This window comes from Methanobacteriaceae archaeon (genome assembly GCA_030656015.1).
In the GTDB taxonomy this organism is placed as follows: domain Archaea; phylum Methanobacteriota; class Methanobacteria; order Methanobacteriales; family Methanobacteriaceae; genus UBA349.
The window spans coordinates 422,515-436,875 of record JAUSNX010000001.1; the positions used below are offsets into that span (position 1 = coordinate 422,515).

At 28.8% G+C, this 14,361-nt stretch carries 20 protein-coding genes; 15 read left to right on the forward strand and 5 right to left on the reverse strand.

Translation table 11 applies throughout. The features are described 5' to 3' along the window. Window positions 1-175: 175 nt before the first annotated feature. Together Q7I96_02080 and Q7I96_02085 are read left to right on the forward strand one after the other, a co-directional pair. Entirely contained in the window at window positions 176-358 is a 183-nt protein-coding gene (locus Q7I96_02080; GenBank protein MDO9626401.1) for a hypothetical protein, read from the forward strand. Between the two features lie 133 nt (window positions 359-491). Next, window positions 492-629 (forward strand): hypothetical protein, encoded by a 138-nt coding sequence (locus Q7I96_02085; GenBank protein ID MDO9626402.1) that lies wholly within the window; start codon window positions 492-494, stop codon window positions 627-629. Between the two features lie 122 nt (window positions 630-751). Here Q7I96_02085 and Q7I96_02090 read toward each other — a convergent pair whose 3' ends face one another. Further along, window positions 752-1,360, reverse strand: coding sequence for a heme-binding protein (locus Q7I96_02090; GenBank protein ID MDO9626403.1), 609 nt, complete (start codon window positions 1,358-1,360; stop codon window positions 752-754). 141 nt (window positions 1,361-1,501) lie between these two features. On the opposite strand from Q7I96_02090, the gene Q7I96_02095 reads away from it, so the two are divergent. The 4 genes from Q7I96_02095 to Q7I96_02110 all read left to right on the forward strand — a co-directional run bounded on the left by Q7I96_02095 (window position 1,502) and on the right by Q7I96_02110 (window position 4,544). After that, window positions 1,502-1,657, forward strand: a complete 156-nt coding sequence (locus Q7I96_02095) for a hypothetical protein (GenBank protein ID MDO9626404.1) — start codon at window positions 1,502-1,504, stop codon at window positions 1,655-1,657. Window positions 1,658-1,770: 113 nt separating this feature from the next. Next, window positions 1,771-2,595 (forward strand): heliorhodopsin HeR, encoded by an 825-nt coding sequence (gene heR / locus Q7I96_02100; GenBank protein ID MDO9626405.1) that lies wholly within the window; start codon window positions 1,771-1,773, stop codon window positions 2,593-2,595. Between the two features lie 310 nt (window positions 2,596-2,905). Beyond that, a complete protein-coding gene (locus Q7I96_02105) occupies window positions 2,906-3,070 on the forward strand; it encodes a TIGR04165 family Cys-rich peptide (GenBank protein ID MDO9626406.1) in 165 nt (54 codons plus the stop codon). Between the two features lie 304 nt (window positions 3,071-3,374). Beyond that, entirely contained in the window at window positions 3,375-4,544 is a 1,170-nt protein-coding gene (locus Q7I96_02110; GenBank protein ID MDO9626407.1) for a TIGR04083 family peptide-modifying radical SAM enzyme, read from the forward strand. 135 nt (window positions 4,545-4,679) lie between these two features. Here the strand turns inward: Q7I96_02110 and Q7I96_02115 are convergent, their stop codons facing one another. Next, the gene (locus Q7I96_02115; protein MDO9626408.1) at window positions 4,680-5,186 is read right to left on the reverse strand and encodes a DUF6448 family protein; all 507 of its coding nucleotides are present in this window, start codon (window positions 5,184-5,186) and stop codon (window positions 4,680-4,682) included. A gap of 338 nt (window positions 5,187-5,524) precedes the next feature. Between Q7I96_02115 and Q7I96_02120 the strand changes: the two genes are divergently transcribed. Further along, entirely contained in the window at window positions 5,525-6,088 is a 564-nt protein-coding gene (locus Q7I96_02120) for a hypothetical protein (protein ID MDO9626409.1), read from the forward strand. A 64-nt stretch (window positions 6,089-6,152) separates the two neighbouring features. Here Q7I96_02120 and Q7I96_02125 read toward each other — a convergent pair whose 3' ends face one another. Next, entirely contained in the window at window positions 6,153-6,743 is a 591-nt protein-coding gene (locus tag Q7I96_02125) for a zinc dependent phospholipase C family protein (protein MDO9626410.1), read from the reverse strand. Window positions 6,744-7,042: 299 nt separating this feature from the next. Between Q7I96_02125 and Q7I96_02130 the strand changes: the two genes are divergently transcribed. The 5 genes from Q7I96_02130 to Q7I96_02150 all read left to right on the forward strand — a co-directional run bounded on the left by Q7I96_02130 (window position 7,043) and on the right by Q7I96_02150 (window position 9,633). Then, the gene (locus Q7I96_02130; GenBank protein ID MDO9626411.1) at window positions 7,043-7,237 is read left to right on the forward strand and encodes a hypothetical protein; all 195 of its coding nucleotides are present in this window, start codon (window positions 7,043-7,045) and stop codon (window positions 7,235-7,237) included. 458 nt (window positions 7,238-7,695) lie between these two features. Continuing rightward, entirely contained in the window at window positions 7,696-8,181 is a 486-nt protein-coding gene (locus tag Q7I96_02135) for a TspO/MBR family protein (GenBank protein ID MDO9626412.1), read from the forward strand. 228 nt (window positions 8,182-8,409) lie between these two features. Continuing rightward, window positions 8,410-8,616, forward strand: coding sequence for a hypothetical protein (locus Q7I96_02140; protein ID MDO9626413.1), 207 nt, complete (start codon window positions 8,410-8,412; stop codon window positions 8,614-8,616). A 285-nt stretch (window positions 8,617-8,901) separates the two neighbouring features. After that, window positions 8,902-9,138, forward strand: a complete 237-nt coding sequence (locus Q7I96_02145; GenBank protein MDO9626414.1) for a hypothetical protein — start codon at window positions 8,902-8,904, stop codon at window positions 9,136-9,138. Window positions 9,139-9,324: 186 nt separating this feature from the next. Further along, window positions 9,325-9,633, forward strand: a complete 309-nt coding sequence (locus tag Q7I96_02150; protein MDO9626415.1) for a potassium channel family protein — start codon at window positions 9,325-9,327, stop codon at window positions 9,631-9,633. A gap of 5 nt (window positions 9,634-9,638) precedes the next feature. Here the strand turns inward: Q7I96_02150 and Q7I96_02155 are convergent, their stop codons facing one another. Continuing rightward, window positions 9,639-10,703 carry a type I restriction endonuclease gene (locus Q7I96_02155; GenBank protein ID MDO9626416.1) on the reverse strand — a complete coding sequence of 355 codons (1,065 nt, stop codon included), beginning with the start codon at window positions 10,701-10,703 and terminating at the stop codon, window positions 9,639-9,641. A 616-nt stretch (window positions 10,704-11,319) separates the two neighbouring features. Between Q7I96_02155 and Q7I96_02160 the strand changes: the two genes are divergently transcribed. Together Q7I96_02160 and Q7I96_02165 are read left to right on the forward strand one after the other, a co-directional pair. Continuing rightward, window positions 11,320-11,475 carry a hypothetical protein gene (locus tag Q7I96_02160; GenBank protein MDO9626417.1) on the forward strand — a complete coding sequence of 52 codons (156 nt, stop codon included), beginning with the start codon at window positions 11,320-11,322 and terminating at the stop codon, window positions 11,473-11,475. 56 nt (window positions 11,476-11,531) lie between these two features. Further along, complete coding sequence (locus Q7I96_02165; GenBank protein ID MDO9626418.1) at window positions 11,532-11,666, forward strand: hypothetical protein; 135 nt, start codon at window positions 11,532-11,534, stop codon at window positions 11,664-11,666. A gap of 627 nt (window positions 11,667-12,293) precedes the next feature. On the opposite strand, the gene Q7I96_02170 is transcribed toward Q7I96_02165, so the two are convergent. Further along, window positions 12,294-12,518, reverse strand: coding sequence for a TRAM domain-containing protein (locus Q7I96_02170; protein MDO9626419.1), 225 nt, complete (start codon window positions 12,516-12,518; stop codon window positions 12,294-12,296). A gap of 267 nt (window positions 12,519-12,785) precedes the next feature. Between Q7I96_02170 and Q7I96_02175 the strand changes: the two genes are divergently transcribed. Continuing rightward, on the forward strand, window positions 12,786-14,285 hold the full coding sequence (locus Q7I96_02175) for a DUF2193 domain-containing protein (GenBank protein ID MDO9626420.1): 1,500 nt from the start codon (window positions 12,786-12,788) through the stop codon (window positions 14,283-14,285). Window positions 14,286-14,361 lie beyond the last annotated feature (76 nt).

Below are 14,361 nucleotides of genomic sequence, written 5' to 3' on the forward strand. Positions count from 1 at the left end.
TTTAATCTCGAGATTTTTTTGGAATTATTGATTCTTATTATAATATAATTTATGTAACTTATGCATATTATTTTTAATCAATTAAGGTTGGATAAAAATAAATATCCTCTGGATATCCCATTTTTAATATTTTAAATAAACCTGATCTTTTTATCTAGATTATTCATATAATATATTGTATCATAGGGGGAATTATTATGTCATTACAGATAATCTTTTAAAAGAAGTTAAAAAACAAACTAAAAAATCAAAACATGATAAACATCATAAAAAGCATAAAAGCCATAAAAAATCCGGAATTCCAGACGAAGTAGAAAAGATGGCTAAAAAAGAGTTGAAAAAACGGCTCAAATTTTAATTTTCATGATTATTTTTCGATTTTTTATTAAATAATATATTTAATTTTAAATTTTTACTAAAACCCATTTTTCTAAAATTGTTTATTTGATGATAACCAAATATTATTATATTAATTTAAAAGAGGGGATTGTATGGATGAAAAAGAAATACAAGAATTTGTAGACAATTTCAAAGGAATGACCTGGGACGATTTGGAAGATGCTACGGCTGTAATGACCAGAGAAGATATGGCACTGGCTATTCATAAACTAAAAGAAAGATTTGGTTAAATAAAATAATGAAAAAAATGCCAAAATAATTAAAGATTTAAAATCTTTATTTAACCTTTTTAGATTTTTAGATTTATTAAATCACAGATTATGATTCAATAATCTCAGTTCATTATTATTAATTATATTTTGACAATTATCTCATTTTTTCTTAAAAACCCTGGAATTGCTGGATGATTATATTGGGCCACAATGAAGTTTGATCTTGGTTCAATACCATTTTTATCCAGCCAAATTTTTAATTCACCTATTTTTTTAATGGATAAATCTTCCTTGGCCCTTCCTGAAAATCTCATAACTGCCATACGTTGGTTTTTTTCTTCTTTAAACTTAATTCGACTATCTTCTGGATCCGGAAGTGTTTCTAATGTGTATTTTGAGGGCATGGTGAAAGAAATGCGGTAAATCTCTTTTCCCGCCTTTTCTTCAGTAACCGGAACAGTCATAGGAATCTTCTCAGAACCAGAAACAACCTCTTCAGTAACCGGAACAGTCATAGGAATCTTCTCAGAACCAGAAACATTTACACCCGCTACCGGAGTGGTCATTGGAATTTTAGATTTCTTTTTATTTCCCCCAAAGATGTAGTTAGCCAGGATAGAGAATCCCATACCCAATGCATTTCTATAATCCGCTTCTAAATCTACTTGAGCTAAGATGTAATCATCATATTCCCTTATTTCGAAGTTTCCATCTTTTTTCTTTACGTTATAAGAAGGACTTTCAGTCATAAAATACCTCCTAATAATTTAATATTAATATTATAGTTTTAACAAAATATAATATTGTTTATATAATTTTTTTAAATGTTTAAAAAAATCATTAAACAACATTTCAGCAGTTTTAGAGTATTAAATCTGGAGGTCTGTAAAATGATGTGGATTATAAAAGCTAAATGTGATTTGTGTATGGCTGAAAGGATTTTAAAAGTTGAGAGTGAGGTTCCACCATATTCTATTGGAGAACAAATTGAAAAATGCCCTTGCGATGGTAAATACGTGGTGGAAGAAATTGCCGAGATTGATTAGTTTTAATTTTATTTTTTAATTACAAATCTCCAAGCTAAATTCCATTTTAAACAATATTCAATAACTATAATAATTTTAAAGTTCATAATTATTAGTAATATAGGAGGGTTGATATGGATAATGAAACTAGAAGGGAATTAATTGCCAAATCGCCAATACCCTTTGAAAGCCTGCGAAAGTGGAACATTGGCGCAGGATTCTTGCATTTAATTCAAGGGATAATTTTAATTGGCCTGGGATTATGGCTGGAATGGACACGAGACATATACACTTTTTACATAAAATTCACAGTTGTTTCTTTAAGACCACCGACATTCGAGGTACTGCCTGATCCTCAAGTAGTATTCACCGTGGGATACTTGGGAGTAATTCTGGCATCGTTTCTATTGATTTCCGCTGTAGCTCATTTCGTGATAGCTTTTGTTAGAAATAAACAATACAATGAGAACTTGAAAAAAGGTACAAACCCTTATCGTTGGTATGAATACGCACTTTCAAGCTCCATAATGATTGTTTTAATTGCTCAATTCCTGGGAATCTGGGATTTATGGACATTAGTAATGATATTTGTTCTTAATGCAATCATGATACTTTGCGGATATCTAATGGAAAAATTAAATCAATATCCTAAAAAAACAGACTGGACACCATACCTAGTTGGCTGTTTAGCAGGATTTACACCGTGGATAGTAATGGCTGCATACTTTATAGCTGCTTTAGGATCTTCAGATACAGCACCGCCAACTTTCGTCTATCTAATACTTTTAATTTACTTCATCATGTTCAATACGTTCTCTATAAACATGATTTTGCAATACAAAGGTATTGGAAAGTGGAAAGACTATTTATATGGTGAAAAAGTCTATATTTTATTAAGTTTAATTGCGAAAACAGCACTGGCCTGGTTAGTATTTGTGGGTATTTTTGCCCCATTCTAACTTTTTTTTCTCTTTTTTATTATATGTAGATTAATTTCTGATGTTTTTAATAATAACTCTCTAAATTATATTAGCAATTAAGCAGATGAAAAATCTTTCAATTTTCTCACGTAGATTAATCTTTGATAATGAAATTTTTTAATAAAAATATATGAAAACTATTTTAAAAATTACATTAGAAATTGATCTAGTAGTTTCTTTATTATTGATGATAACTAGAAACACTATTTTGCTAAGATTTTACTTTATTAGAAATATTTAAATCATAACAAACAAAACAAGGTATTATACTATTTATTAAGGTGATACAATGAAAATGGAAGAACTTCTTAAAAAATGTCCAGAATGTGGTTGTCAGGATAAAACTATTCAGCGAAAGATTCTCGACGAACACCGGGCACATGCCAAAACTAAGGCCATTATTTGTGAAAATTGTGGTTATGAATTTGAATCTGGTGAAAAAGACGAAGAATAGTTCTAATTACTTGCATTCAAAATATTGTATCCATAATCTTCATGATAATCACCTTAAACCCCATCGAAACTTCTATTTACGGATGGGCAGGACCAAAAATACCGTTATTTTTAATTAACGTGATACAAATAATTGCACTTTCCATATTGTATAAAATTACTAGTAAATAAGTTATTATTCAATTCATTTTGATTTTATTGAAATAAATGTAATAAAACTATATACTTCAAAAAACCAATAATAATAGAAATAATTATTTCAAATCATTATAATTTTAAATAATAATCTAAAATACGGTGTTAAAATGGCCTTTCACGTAATGTTAATTCCTTCTATGGATTGTCCTTCTAATTGCAGCTACTGCTGGGGAGTGGACAAAGAATCCGATCTTATGGATATTGAAATAATTGAAGAAACCGTAAAATGGTTAAAAGACTTCCGGACCGAGCCGGTGACCTTTACTTTTCACGGCGGAGAACCTTTATTAGCAGGATATGAATTCTATAAAAAAGCACTTGAATTATTAAGTCAGAAATTAAGTAATTTAAATCCAGCTTTTGCAATTCAAACTAATTTATGGTTAATGACACACGAAATTGCCGAACTTTTTGCAGAATATAATATTCCCATTGGATCCAGCTTAGATGGGCCCCTTGAAATTAATGATTCCCAGAGAGGCTCAGGCTATTTTGAAAAAACAATGCAAGGTTATAAAATAGCTAAAGAAAAAGGATTAAATGTTAGTTTTATAAGTACTTTCACATCCAGTTCTATTGCTCAAAAAGAAGCGATATTCAATTTCTTTTTAGAGAATAATCTTGACCTTAAATTACACCCCGCCCTACCATCCCTTAGAAGTGAAGACCCTGAAGAGTGGGGCATATCACCAGAAGAGTATGGTGAATTACTAATTTATCTTTTAGATCAATATTTAGAACACATGGGCCAAATAGAGATTAAAAATATTGACCATCTCTGTAAAGGAGTTTTTGTTCGCCGAGGGGTCGTTTGTACCTATGCCGACTGTGTAGGTGATACTTTTGCCATAGGGCCTGATGGAAATATATACCCTTGCTATCGTTTTGTAGGAATGGAAGAATATGTAATGGGAAATGTACGTGATCATCCCACCATGGAAGACTTATCTAAATCAGAAGCTCTAAAAAGCTTAAGAGACTGGGAGCAATTAGTAGATGAAGAATGTGCAGATTGTTCCTATATAAAGTTCTGTAGAGGTGGTTGCCCATACAATGCTTTAACTATGGATAAAGAATCTCAAAAAATGGAGATAAAAAGTGTAGATCACCAGTGCGAAGCTTATAAAATGATTTTTAAAGAGATAACTGATAGGGCCAATAAAGAATTTTTATCTTCACCTAACCTTATGATGCCTGGAATGCAATCATCTAGTGAAAATAAAAATAAAAATAAAAGAAAATCTAGTATAATGGATATAATGATGAAAAGATCCTAAAATTAAATTATTTTTATTAATTTATTTTTAGAGATTTGTCTTCTGAGTGAGAATTCCTATCTTTCTTTACATATTATTCCAATGAAACACAAGATTAATATTCAAAATCATATCCTGAAAATCTAGGGATTTTAATCAATCATTAAAATGTAAAAACCTTTGAACATCATCCACATAAGATACAAATTCAATTACAGAATTTACATACTCTCGGGCCTCATCCACTTCATTAAAATCATAATCTTTACTATTTAAAACTTCCATGAACCTTTTTCTCATCTCAGTTTCCAGCTTAGCTGATAAAAACTCAAATAAATCCGTGAGGTCTTCTTCATTCATGGCCATCTTTGCTTTTCTCATGATAGGACTTAAATCATCTTTGGAGGATTTTATACCATGGAATGGTTCATTTTTTCCTTTTAAATGCAAACGAACAACTGTTTCAAAAAACCAGTAATCTGCCAGATCCGCAGCATCCGAATTAAGCTCCCTTACAAAGGATGCTTTTTCAAATGCAGACTTTATCTCATTCTCATCATCTTCATTAACATAAGGAAGTATATGATTTACATTTTCCATTTCAAGTGCCATTTCTGCAGCTTTTACTACAGGCCCACCCATAGAATCGCAGTTTGAAACCATTTTTTTACCCCTCGAAAATTCTAATTAAATATTCGAAATAATATTTTTAAAACAATATATTTCTGTTATTATTTTTGTATTAACTATTATTTAGTATTGTAACCTAGAAAATATTTTCAATATGCGAACAATTTTAACAGCAGTGCTGCAAAATAAACCTACAATTTTTAATAATTATAAACATATTATTAATTATCTATTTAGTAATTAAATAAACTCTCTAAATTTATTTATATGGATATACCATCTTAGTTGTTTAGGGATTAAAATAATATGTTTTAATCTGAAATTTTATCAGTAAATTTTTAAAATTATCATCATATAATCGAGGTCTGATAATGTTACTTCCCTACGAGCCTTTGATAAAAATTGCACATTCCAAAATAAAGTGTTATAATCACAAAACTCAAAAGAAAGTTAAAACTGGTGAAATACATACTTACAAATCTAAACAGTATGTAATACCTTTAAAAAATGACCATCCATTTTCATGTGACGAAGAAGTTGCTATTATCAAAGCTGAAGACTATTTCAGAATGGATATACTCTTACAGCAGCGCAAATTAGAATATGATGATTATCTTGAACGAAATATTGCTCTGGAAAGAGAATTGAAAGAACTTAAAGTGAATCTGAAGTATTATACGGATATAAACGCCGATACTAAAATTTCACAATTACAAAAAATAGAAAAGGAATATTTGGAGATTGAAAACCAGCTCAAAGGAAAAAATAAAGAACTTTTAGAGGCTAAAAAAGAGATAAACTCTAAGGAAGATTTAATAAAAGAGTTAAAAAGAGAAAAAGAAGAATCAGAAGAAGGTTTTTTAGGAAAAATGAGGGGAATATTTCCTAAAAAAATATCAGAAGATAAAAAACGTGTTAATAATCAAAAAAAGTAAAATAAAAGTAAAAATTAAATAGGATATAACTTGAAGATATGATTAATCTAAATCCTACTATAAATTAACTTTCTATGGAGTTATAAACTGCACTATAAGATGCACTGCCTGCCCTATTAAGGTCAGTCTGAATATTTGAATCATCACCTACACTTATCCAATTTTCCCAGCTTTCTTTGGTTTTTATATGATTTTTTTGGAAAATAGAATTTAAATTTCCTGAATAATAAGATATTTTTGGTTTTAAAAACATCGCCCTAATTTCATATAATGTATGCAAAGGCTTAGACGTTCCACTTTCAAAATGAGGGCCAGCAAGACCATCAGACATATAATGAGTGGCCACACCATAGCAATAGCTAGAATAATCATAATTACCATTTTTATAACTAATTTTTCCCTGATTTGACCAGTATTTAGCCTTTTCAAGATTATAAGGATAAACATGGTATTTAAAATCTAAGAATTTAGTATCTGGATCATCTGAACCATCTATCATTAAATCTAAATTAAGATTTTTGGATACATTCTCAGGCAGTGAGTAATATGTCTGCTCTGCAATATCATGATGATTGGTTACTGACCAGGCCATAGCAGGAGATACAAAAAGAATAGGTATCAATGCTAGGAATATTAAAGTTATATATTTTTTCATAATACTCTGAATTTAGTAAATATCTAAATTAATAATCTAAAATTTTATAATTTTGAATGAAGTAATTTTAACTTTATTATGTGTACTTACTACTCCTATTTAAATTAATCGAATTCTGCAAAAATGAATATATAATGCTTTTACTTATTATTAGTTTATTTATTAATGACAATAATTTAATAAATATACCTATTTCAAAATCATAATATTCATATCAAAAAGTATTTGCTAAACTTGAATTAAAAATAGATAGCAATCAAAACAATAATAAGTATTTTTAAAAAAATTGAGGAAAAGTTATGGCAAAAGATTGTGAAGTAGATAAAGCCTTTGAGGCAGAACTTAAAGGGAAAATGGGTTGGAAGTGTTCGTGTTCACTGGATATTGTAGATAAAGAATCAACTCTGCGACAGATCAATTGCAAAAAATGTGGAAAAATATTTAAAACCAATACAGACACAGATTTATGTTTTGATTGCAGAAATAAAAAATGAAAATTCTTTATTAATTTTTATTTTCTATTCTTTTTTCAATTTTTAAAAATTTCAGATTTTTAAATAACACCCCACAGATGTTTTTCTTTATGAAAACTTGTTACGTCAAAATAGTGGTAAATACGTTCCGGCCAATATTTTCAAGAAAAAAATAAAAAATAAATATAATCATTTTAAGTCATTATTTTTATTCTAAAATCAAATTATAAAATTCTATTATTTTTAGGCCAAATAGAATCTTAAAAATACACCTATTTAAATCAGCCAGTATAGGGTATCTACATCATATACGAACATTTCTTCAATTTGTGTTTGTAATCTCCACTCATTCAATTTCTCGATTAAAAAAACAAAACAAATCACTGTTAAAAAACTTAATAAGAATTAAAAAACAGAATAATGTTATAAATAAAGTCAGTTTTCGTGAAATTTTGATTATAACTATATGGAGATAAAAAATGGAAAGTTTCAATATTAAAGAAATACCCAAACTAATCTTTTCTATTTTGATTGTATTTGTAACTGGAACTATTGGCAGTCTGGCAACCTTACCTGAAATTACAACATGGTATTCTGCCCTGGCCAAACCTGAATGGACCCCACCGAACTGGGCATTTGGGCCAATCTGGTCAACTTTATATGTTCTGATGGGAATTGCTCTATTTTTAGTCTGGAGAGAAGGATTGGAAAGAAAGGCAGTTAGATATGCCATAATTATTTTCGCAGTTCAGTTGGCCCTTAATTTAGCATGGTCCTTAGTTTTCTTTGGATTACACTCCATAGTAGGTGGAATTGTAATTATATTCTTCCTATGGATTGCTATATGGCTTAATATATTTGCATTTTATATTATATCCAAACCAGCCGGCCTTATTTTAGTGCCTTATTTGATATGGGTTAGTATAGCATCTTATTTGAATTATTCAGTTTATTTACTGAATTAATTATTTATTTTTTTATATTTTCTTAGTTTTTTCAGTTTAACCAGATATTTAAATAGCAAGTTTAACAATATAATAATTGCTTGTTTAGGTTTGCCCTAAATGAGTAATTTAGTTATTGTTTGATTTGAAGTAGGATCACAAATCAAATGATAACTATAACTTTTCTAATTTTTATAAAATTTTATTTTAAAAGATATTTTCTAAAAAGTTTTGGTGAGGTTGACTAATATGGCAAAAGAAATAAAACAATTAGTAGTAGGCATAACCCGAGAGGGAGAGATAGTTGTTAAAAGTGGAAGAGGAAAAATGTATCCTGTTCAAAAATCAGCCGATTTAGAATTCACTTGTGAAGATCTATTCAAAGATGTTGAAAAAGAGATATTCGCAACTATAGATACTGAGGCCCAACCTTGGGAATGTATTTCTATTGAATAATTAATTTTAGTTGATTTTATTATAAATTATATTATTTTATTTTATTATCCTATTTTTAAATATAGTCCTCAGGCCATAGAAATGTAAATTTCTTTTTTTCTTATTCAATTAATATAATTTCATGATATAGAAATATTGTTTACTTTAAAGTCGTTATATTTTATATTTGATTAATTTTTAATTTTACGTGTAATATTATATGTGATGTTTCAGTGTATTAATTTCAATTTTATTTAATAACTTATTAATACCTGATAATTCTATTATTATGATAAAGGGGACTTCATGATAGTTAAGGAGTCGTATATCAAAGCTAAAGACATTATTTTAATGATTTTAATTGTAGTGGATGTAGTATTGATATTTTATTCTATGTTCAGTAGTGTGAATCCTGTTTTACTTGATTATATTTATCGTTTTGATTTGATACTTTGTTTGATTCTGTTTATTGAGTTCTGTTATAATTTAAACAAATCTGAAGAAAGAATTAAATTTATAAAAAGTAATTGGTATATATTATAGCGTTTATTCCACTTGATTTTTTAAGAGCATTCCGATTTATTAGAATATTTAAATTATTGAAAATATTGACTTTATTCAAGAAGGATCTCAGTAAATTAACTGAATTCCTGGGAAGAACTCATCTAACTGAAGCATTAGCTATTTTATTATTCACAATAGTAGGTGGAACCGTAATTTTTTTATTTTATAGAAGATGGGATAAATAATAATGTTCATAACCTGTATGATGCATTATGGTACAGTTTAACCACCACATTGGTCGGTGGGGGAGATATAAATCCCATAACTCGTAATGGGAGAATAATAACTGCTATTTTAATGATTGTTGGAATAACTTTTGTAGGTTTTTTAATTGCATCACTGGCCTCATGGGCTGTGAAAAATCCAGCTGAAGAAAAAAAACAGCCTGAAAGACTAGAGACTATGGAAAAATCATTAAAAAAGCTTGAAAATAATATGGAAGAATTAAAAGAATTAATAGAAAAAAAGATTTAAAAATCTTATTCTAGGATCATTTTATTTAGGCCATCCTTTAATTTAGTAGAATGAGTGTAAATGTCCTTAACTGAATCAATAGGAATCTTTTCTTCTTTTTTATTTTTATCAAATAATCCTAGATATTTTTGGGAAGAATTGAAATGTAATCTGCAGATCGGTTTTCTATTATTGTCATCTAATAAAATTCCGCAATAACTTATTTTATCCCTAATAGCTACACGATCCACATCTATTATTTCACTTAAAATTGCTCTAACAATATAGAAACCTTCCCACTCCTCTTCTGTGGTAAGAATTTTATTTTTTGAACTAGTGATTGGTTCTTCTGTTTCTTTAATAGTTTCTTTGTCATCAGATACATCTAAAGCTGTTTTTAGCCTAGAATTCACTTTATCTTTAATGAATTGATTAAGTGCTATTTTTGTTATTCCTTCAAACTTCTCTTTTACATTAGGAGTTAGTATTCCAGTATAAACTTGTTTAGCAAAAAATTTTACAAAGTCTTCGGATGGTGATTCTAGTTCTTTAGCAAGTATTTTTTTAATTTCTCTTGTGTATTTTAGCTCACTAGCAGAGTATAAGATTTCATCTAAATCAAAAGCTGTTTTAGTAAACTTTTTTAATTCTTTTACAATATCTGGCCTAATATCCTGCATGTTAAATTCAAAGAATGGTTTAGAATCCATTTTATTGGGTTCTTCGATATCAGTAAAGAATAAATAGTCAATTCCATTGGTTAATATTCCAAATTTGGACTCCGTTGCAGAGAAATATTGAAAAAGTTGTGATTCATGATTAATATCAAGATTTGCATTGCAAGGTTTGCATTCAAAAAGAATAACAGGTTTATCATCAATTATTATCGCATAATCAACTTTAGCATCCTTTTTAGTACCGAAGTGAGCATTAAATTCAGGTACTACTTCTGATGGATCAAAAACATTATAACCCAATGCGTTTATAAAAGGCATAATTAAAGCGTTTTTAGTTGCTTCCTCAGTTAATACATTGTCTTTTTGTTTATCTATAGATTCAGATATTTGTTTTAAGTTGTCTATCAAATCCAATATTTCAACCCCTATGTAAACTCTCTATAAAAGTATTTAATAAGTTATTAATTATCTTTTACTATTTAATCAAATGAAAGTTGATATTACTTTAAATAAATTAGTAATTAATAACGGGGTTAAATGGTTTTAATCTCTGAAGGAAGAATAAATATATATTTTTTTTGGTTTGGAGTTAAATATTATATGTTAAATATTACTTAGTAGCATAATATGATGGGGATTAAAGAAAAATATTTAGAGTTTGAGAATATGTTTCTATGTAGGTCCTCTAAATTCAAATTTGATCCCTTATAACATAAATCATATAAAACCACTAGCAGATTTGTGTGAATAAAGTGATTTTAGGGAAGAAAAATCATGGGTACCTCTTGAATCTTTTAACTTCCCTAAAACCACAAAATAATAATTATTTTAAATGTTCTTTTTGTATTTGATTGGATCCTGTTTTTTCTAAAAAAATAACAGTTATATGTGATGGTTCCAGTGCAAAAAAGAATACTTAATAATTAATAATCTAATAATAGATGTTACTAAATTTTTAAATTAATTAATTAAACTTTGATATGGAGTAAACATGTTTTTAGATAATAAAATTCTTGATAAGGTTGCAGATTTGATTTGTGGAGATAAATTAGCAGCAGAACTTTGTGATGATGACGATTCAGACTGTCCATGTTATAGGAAAGGTAGAGACTTACCAAAATTTTTAATGATGCTGGACTTGATTGTCCTTCATTTGGAAATGATACTCGTAAATGGTGGACATTAGATTGTTTAGAAGAATACAATAATGATTCCCCTTCAATAGATAAAGTTTTATTAAGATTGGGACATCCGAAAGAATACTACGATCCGAGAATCCATAGTGAAGTTCTTAAGCGTTTGAATGAATTATTATCTCTTGAAGGCTATAAAATCATTTTAAATGGTACTGAACCTGAATTAGCTGATGTAAATTAAAATAATATGTCTTGAAATTATAAGATTAAAGTAGTATCGTTTATGAATTTTTGAACTTTCTAATATTCCCAAAAAAAAATCTTCTAATATTATCTTAATATTACTACTAGATTTAATCTATTTTCAACATGTTATTGGTAAAAACTAAAAAAATTAGGTAAATATGTTGCTACCCCTATATGATGTTGATTAAATACTAATGTTTTGAATGCTTATTTTAGGTTAAAATTTACTAAAAATAATTAGATTTAACTTCGCTAAACTTCTATATTACGAACTTAAAGTTTTCATCCCTAAAATCAGCAATTTACTAAGTAAATATTTTAATTTTTAAGTATTTTTATTTAAAAAACAATTATTCGTAAAAAAATTAGCACAAATATAAAAAAAATCATCAGGTATTATAAACTATAAAAATAGTAATAAAAATTATACAAAAAATAAGATACCATATCACAAAAACAATAATTAACAAAATTAATAATTAAACAAAATAAAATCTTAAAAAAACAGGTCAAAACTAAAAATATAAAAGAATTAAAATTATAATTATTCAAATTAAATAATTCACAAATAGAAAAAAATTCTTATTATGAATATTGTAAATAGAAAATTATAAGTTTAAATTTATTCTACTATTTCAGCGAAGGCAAAGTTCCTTCTAGTAGCGTTAATTCTAATTTTTACTTCATCGCCAACTTTAGCGCCTGAAACAAAAATCACAAAACCTTCAATACGGGTTATTCCGTCTCCGTCTCTTCCCATATCTTCAATTTTAACATCATATTCGTCTCCTTCATTAATAGGAGAAGAATTACCTTTATTGTCATTACCGTAATTATTTCCAAACAAATTTTTCACATCCAATATTAGTCAACTTAATGACTAATAAAACTGTGTTTGATGCACTATATATAGTTATGGTGAGAATTCTTAAAAATAAAGTAATAATAAAATCGAGTGCCACTAATATAACAGAACAATTTCTCAAATCTTGATTAAAGTAAAATCAACATTAATACAAAAAAATAGAAAATAACATTAAGTCTCAAAAACAAAAATATAAAATGTATTTATACGACCAAAAATATCTTAAAATTTTATCCTGAAGGTGATTTAATGTCAGAGGTATATGAAAAAATGGTTAAAGAAGCAGTATCTGCACAAAGAGCAGATGTTGACACTGTAAAATCAAAGAGGGGGTCAAAATTCCATATAAAAGACACCAAGGCCTACTTTGATGTAGTACAAAAAATGAAAGCAGTTGGTAATCAAAGTAAATCCGTAATAGATTTACATGTGGACTCTGTTACATCCCATTACAACATTTTAACCAGCTTAACAGATACCATACGGCCTGAAGATGATCCTTTTGTAGAACATTATCAGACCCCGGTAATTCTAGAAATATTAAGAGATGAAGACCCTGAATTTGAAAAAAGCATGAATAAATTTATTGATGCAATTTCCAAAGCAGAAGCTTTAGTTGGACGAGAAGTAGTACGTAGATACGGCGGATTCTATGGACCAACATGTGTAGTCGATTTTGCCTTGATTCCAGGAAGTACTAGTAATGTGGTAAATCAAATATTAAAAACTACAGATATGCCAGAAGCCCATAAACAGGCCATATTATCTGCAAAATCCTGGGGAATGAATACCTCTTATGGAATAGGAGAAGTATTTGGTAGTGAAGTTGAAAAAGGCTCTACTGTAAGCCAGGCCGTGGAAAAAGAAATAGAAATGGTCAAATACATCTATCAAGAACCCGTTGATGCCCAGGCCAAATTAATGGACTCATTAGGCCACACTTCATTTGATGTTAGGACCTATATGTCCCAGTACCGGCAAAAAATGGAAAAAACTATAAAAAATGCCGTGGATGATGATGTGCATTATGCAAATATACTAACTGTGCCGGCCTACTGTGTAGGAGATATTTCACACCATATTGCCCAGTCCACATTTAATATGTGTAAAGACGATATGACCATGGCCATAATTGAAGCTACCACTGATGTTATGGATCAAACATTAAACAACGCATTGCCTAATTTTAAAAGTGAATATGAAATATTATCACTGGCCACTGGTTCATCAGCATGTGCAGTAGAGTACATTCTAGAATTAGACGGTTTTAATGCACCTATGGTGGTTGATCTGTTAACCAAAAGATTCCATAACTTTGTACAGCTCAAACCAGACCGTGGAGCAGCAGCCGAGCTTCATAACTGTGATTTCATGGATATGATATATCGAGGTTGGGGCCATCTGGATAAAGCTAGAAGAGTTAAAAACGGTTCTCAAGGGCCATTGAAACCTAAAATTGCTGGATTTGAAGTTGATTTAAGTCCGGTAGATAAGAATGAAGTTGTTATGAATCCACAGAGATACACATATCCTGCTTGCGCTATAACAGTCCGATACTCATCATTAATGAGATTAGCTGATTATCCATGTTTATTAACCAGTGAACCGGTCACGGCCACATTAATGACCAATATTATAGCTCTTCACAAGGAAAATGCTGCATCCCCAGCTAGAACTTGTAAAAACTGTGCAGCCGCATCATTAGTGGACTTTAGACACTCCCACTGCCAATGGAAAGAATCGGTGTAATTTCAATCCATTAAATTAATTCATAAATTTATTTTTTGAATTAAAAATAATTTTAGAAAATTAAATTAATTTGGGG

Coding starts and splice junctions, on each gene's coding strand:
- Q7I96_02090 (MDO9626403.1), bottom strand. CDS start 1,360: ATGACTGAAAGTCCTTCTTATAACGTAAAGAAAAAAGATGGAAACTTC.
- Q7I96_02105 (MDO9626406.1), top strand. CDS start 2,906: ATGAAAATGGAAGAACTTCTTAAAAAATGTCCAGAATGTGGTTGTCAG.
- Q7I96_02145 (MDO9626414.1), top strand. CDS start 8,902: ATGATAGTTAAGGAGTCGTATATCAAAGCTAAAGACATTATTTTAATG.
- Q7I96_02175 (MDO9626420.1), top strand. CDS start 12,786: ATGTCAGAGGTATATGAAAAAATGGTTAAAGAAGCAGTATCTGCACAA.
- heR (MDO9626405.1), top strand. CDS start 1,771: ATGGATAATGAAACTAGAAGGGAATTAATTGCCAAATCGCCAATACCC.
- Q7I96_02110 (MDO9626407.1), top strand. CDS start 3,375: ATGGCCTTTCACGTAATGTTAATTCCTTCTATGGATTGTCCTTCTAAT.
- Q7I96_02130 (MDO9626411.1), top strand. CDS start 7,043: ATGGCAAAAGATTGTGAAGTAGATAAAGCCTTTGAGGCAGAACTTAAA.
- Q7I96_02115 (MDO9626408.1), bottom strand. CDS start 5,186: ATGGTTTCAAACTGCGATTCTATGGGTGGGCCTGTAGTAAAAGCTGCA.
- Q7I96_02140 (MDO9626413.1), top strand. CDS start 8,410: ATGGCAAAAGAAATAAAACAATTAGTAGTAGGCATAACCCGAGAGGGA.
- Q7I96_02085 (MDO9626402.1), top strand. CDS start 492: ATGGATGAAAAAGAAATACAAGAATTTGTAGACAATTTCAAAGGAATG.
- Q7I96_02120 (MDO9626409.1), top strand. CDS start 5,525: ATGTTACTTCCCTACGAGCCTTTGATAAAAATTGCACATTCCAAAATA.
- Q7I96_02095 (MDO9626404.1), top strand. CDS start 1,502: ATGATGTGGATTATAAAAGCTAAATGTGATTTGTGTATGGCTGAAAGG.
- Q7I96_02135 (MDO9626412.1), top strand. CDS start 7,696: ATGGAAAGTTTCAATATTAAAGAAATACCCAAACTAATCTTTTCTATT.
- Q7I96_02125 (MDO9626410.1), bottom strand. CDS start 6,743: ATGAAAAAATATATAACTTTAATATTCCTAGCATTGATACCTATTCTT.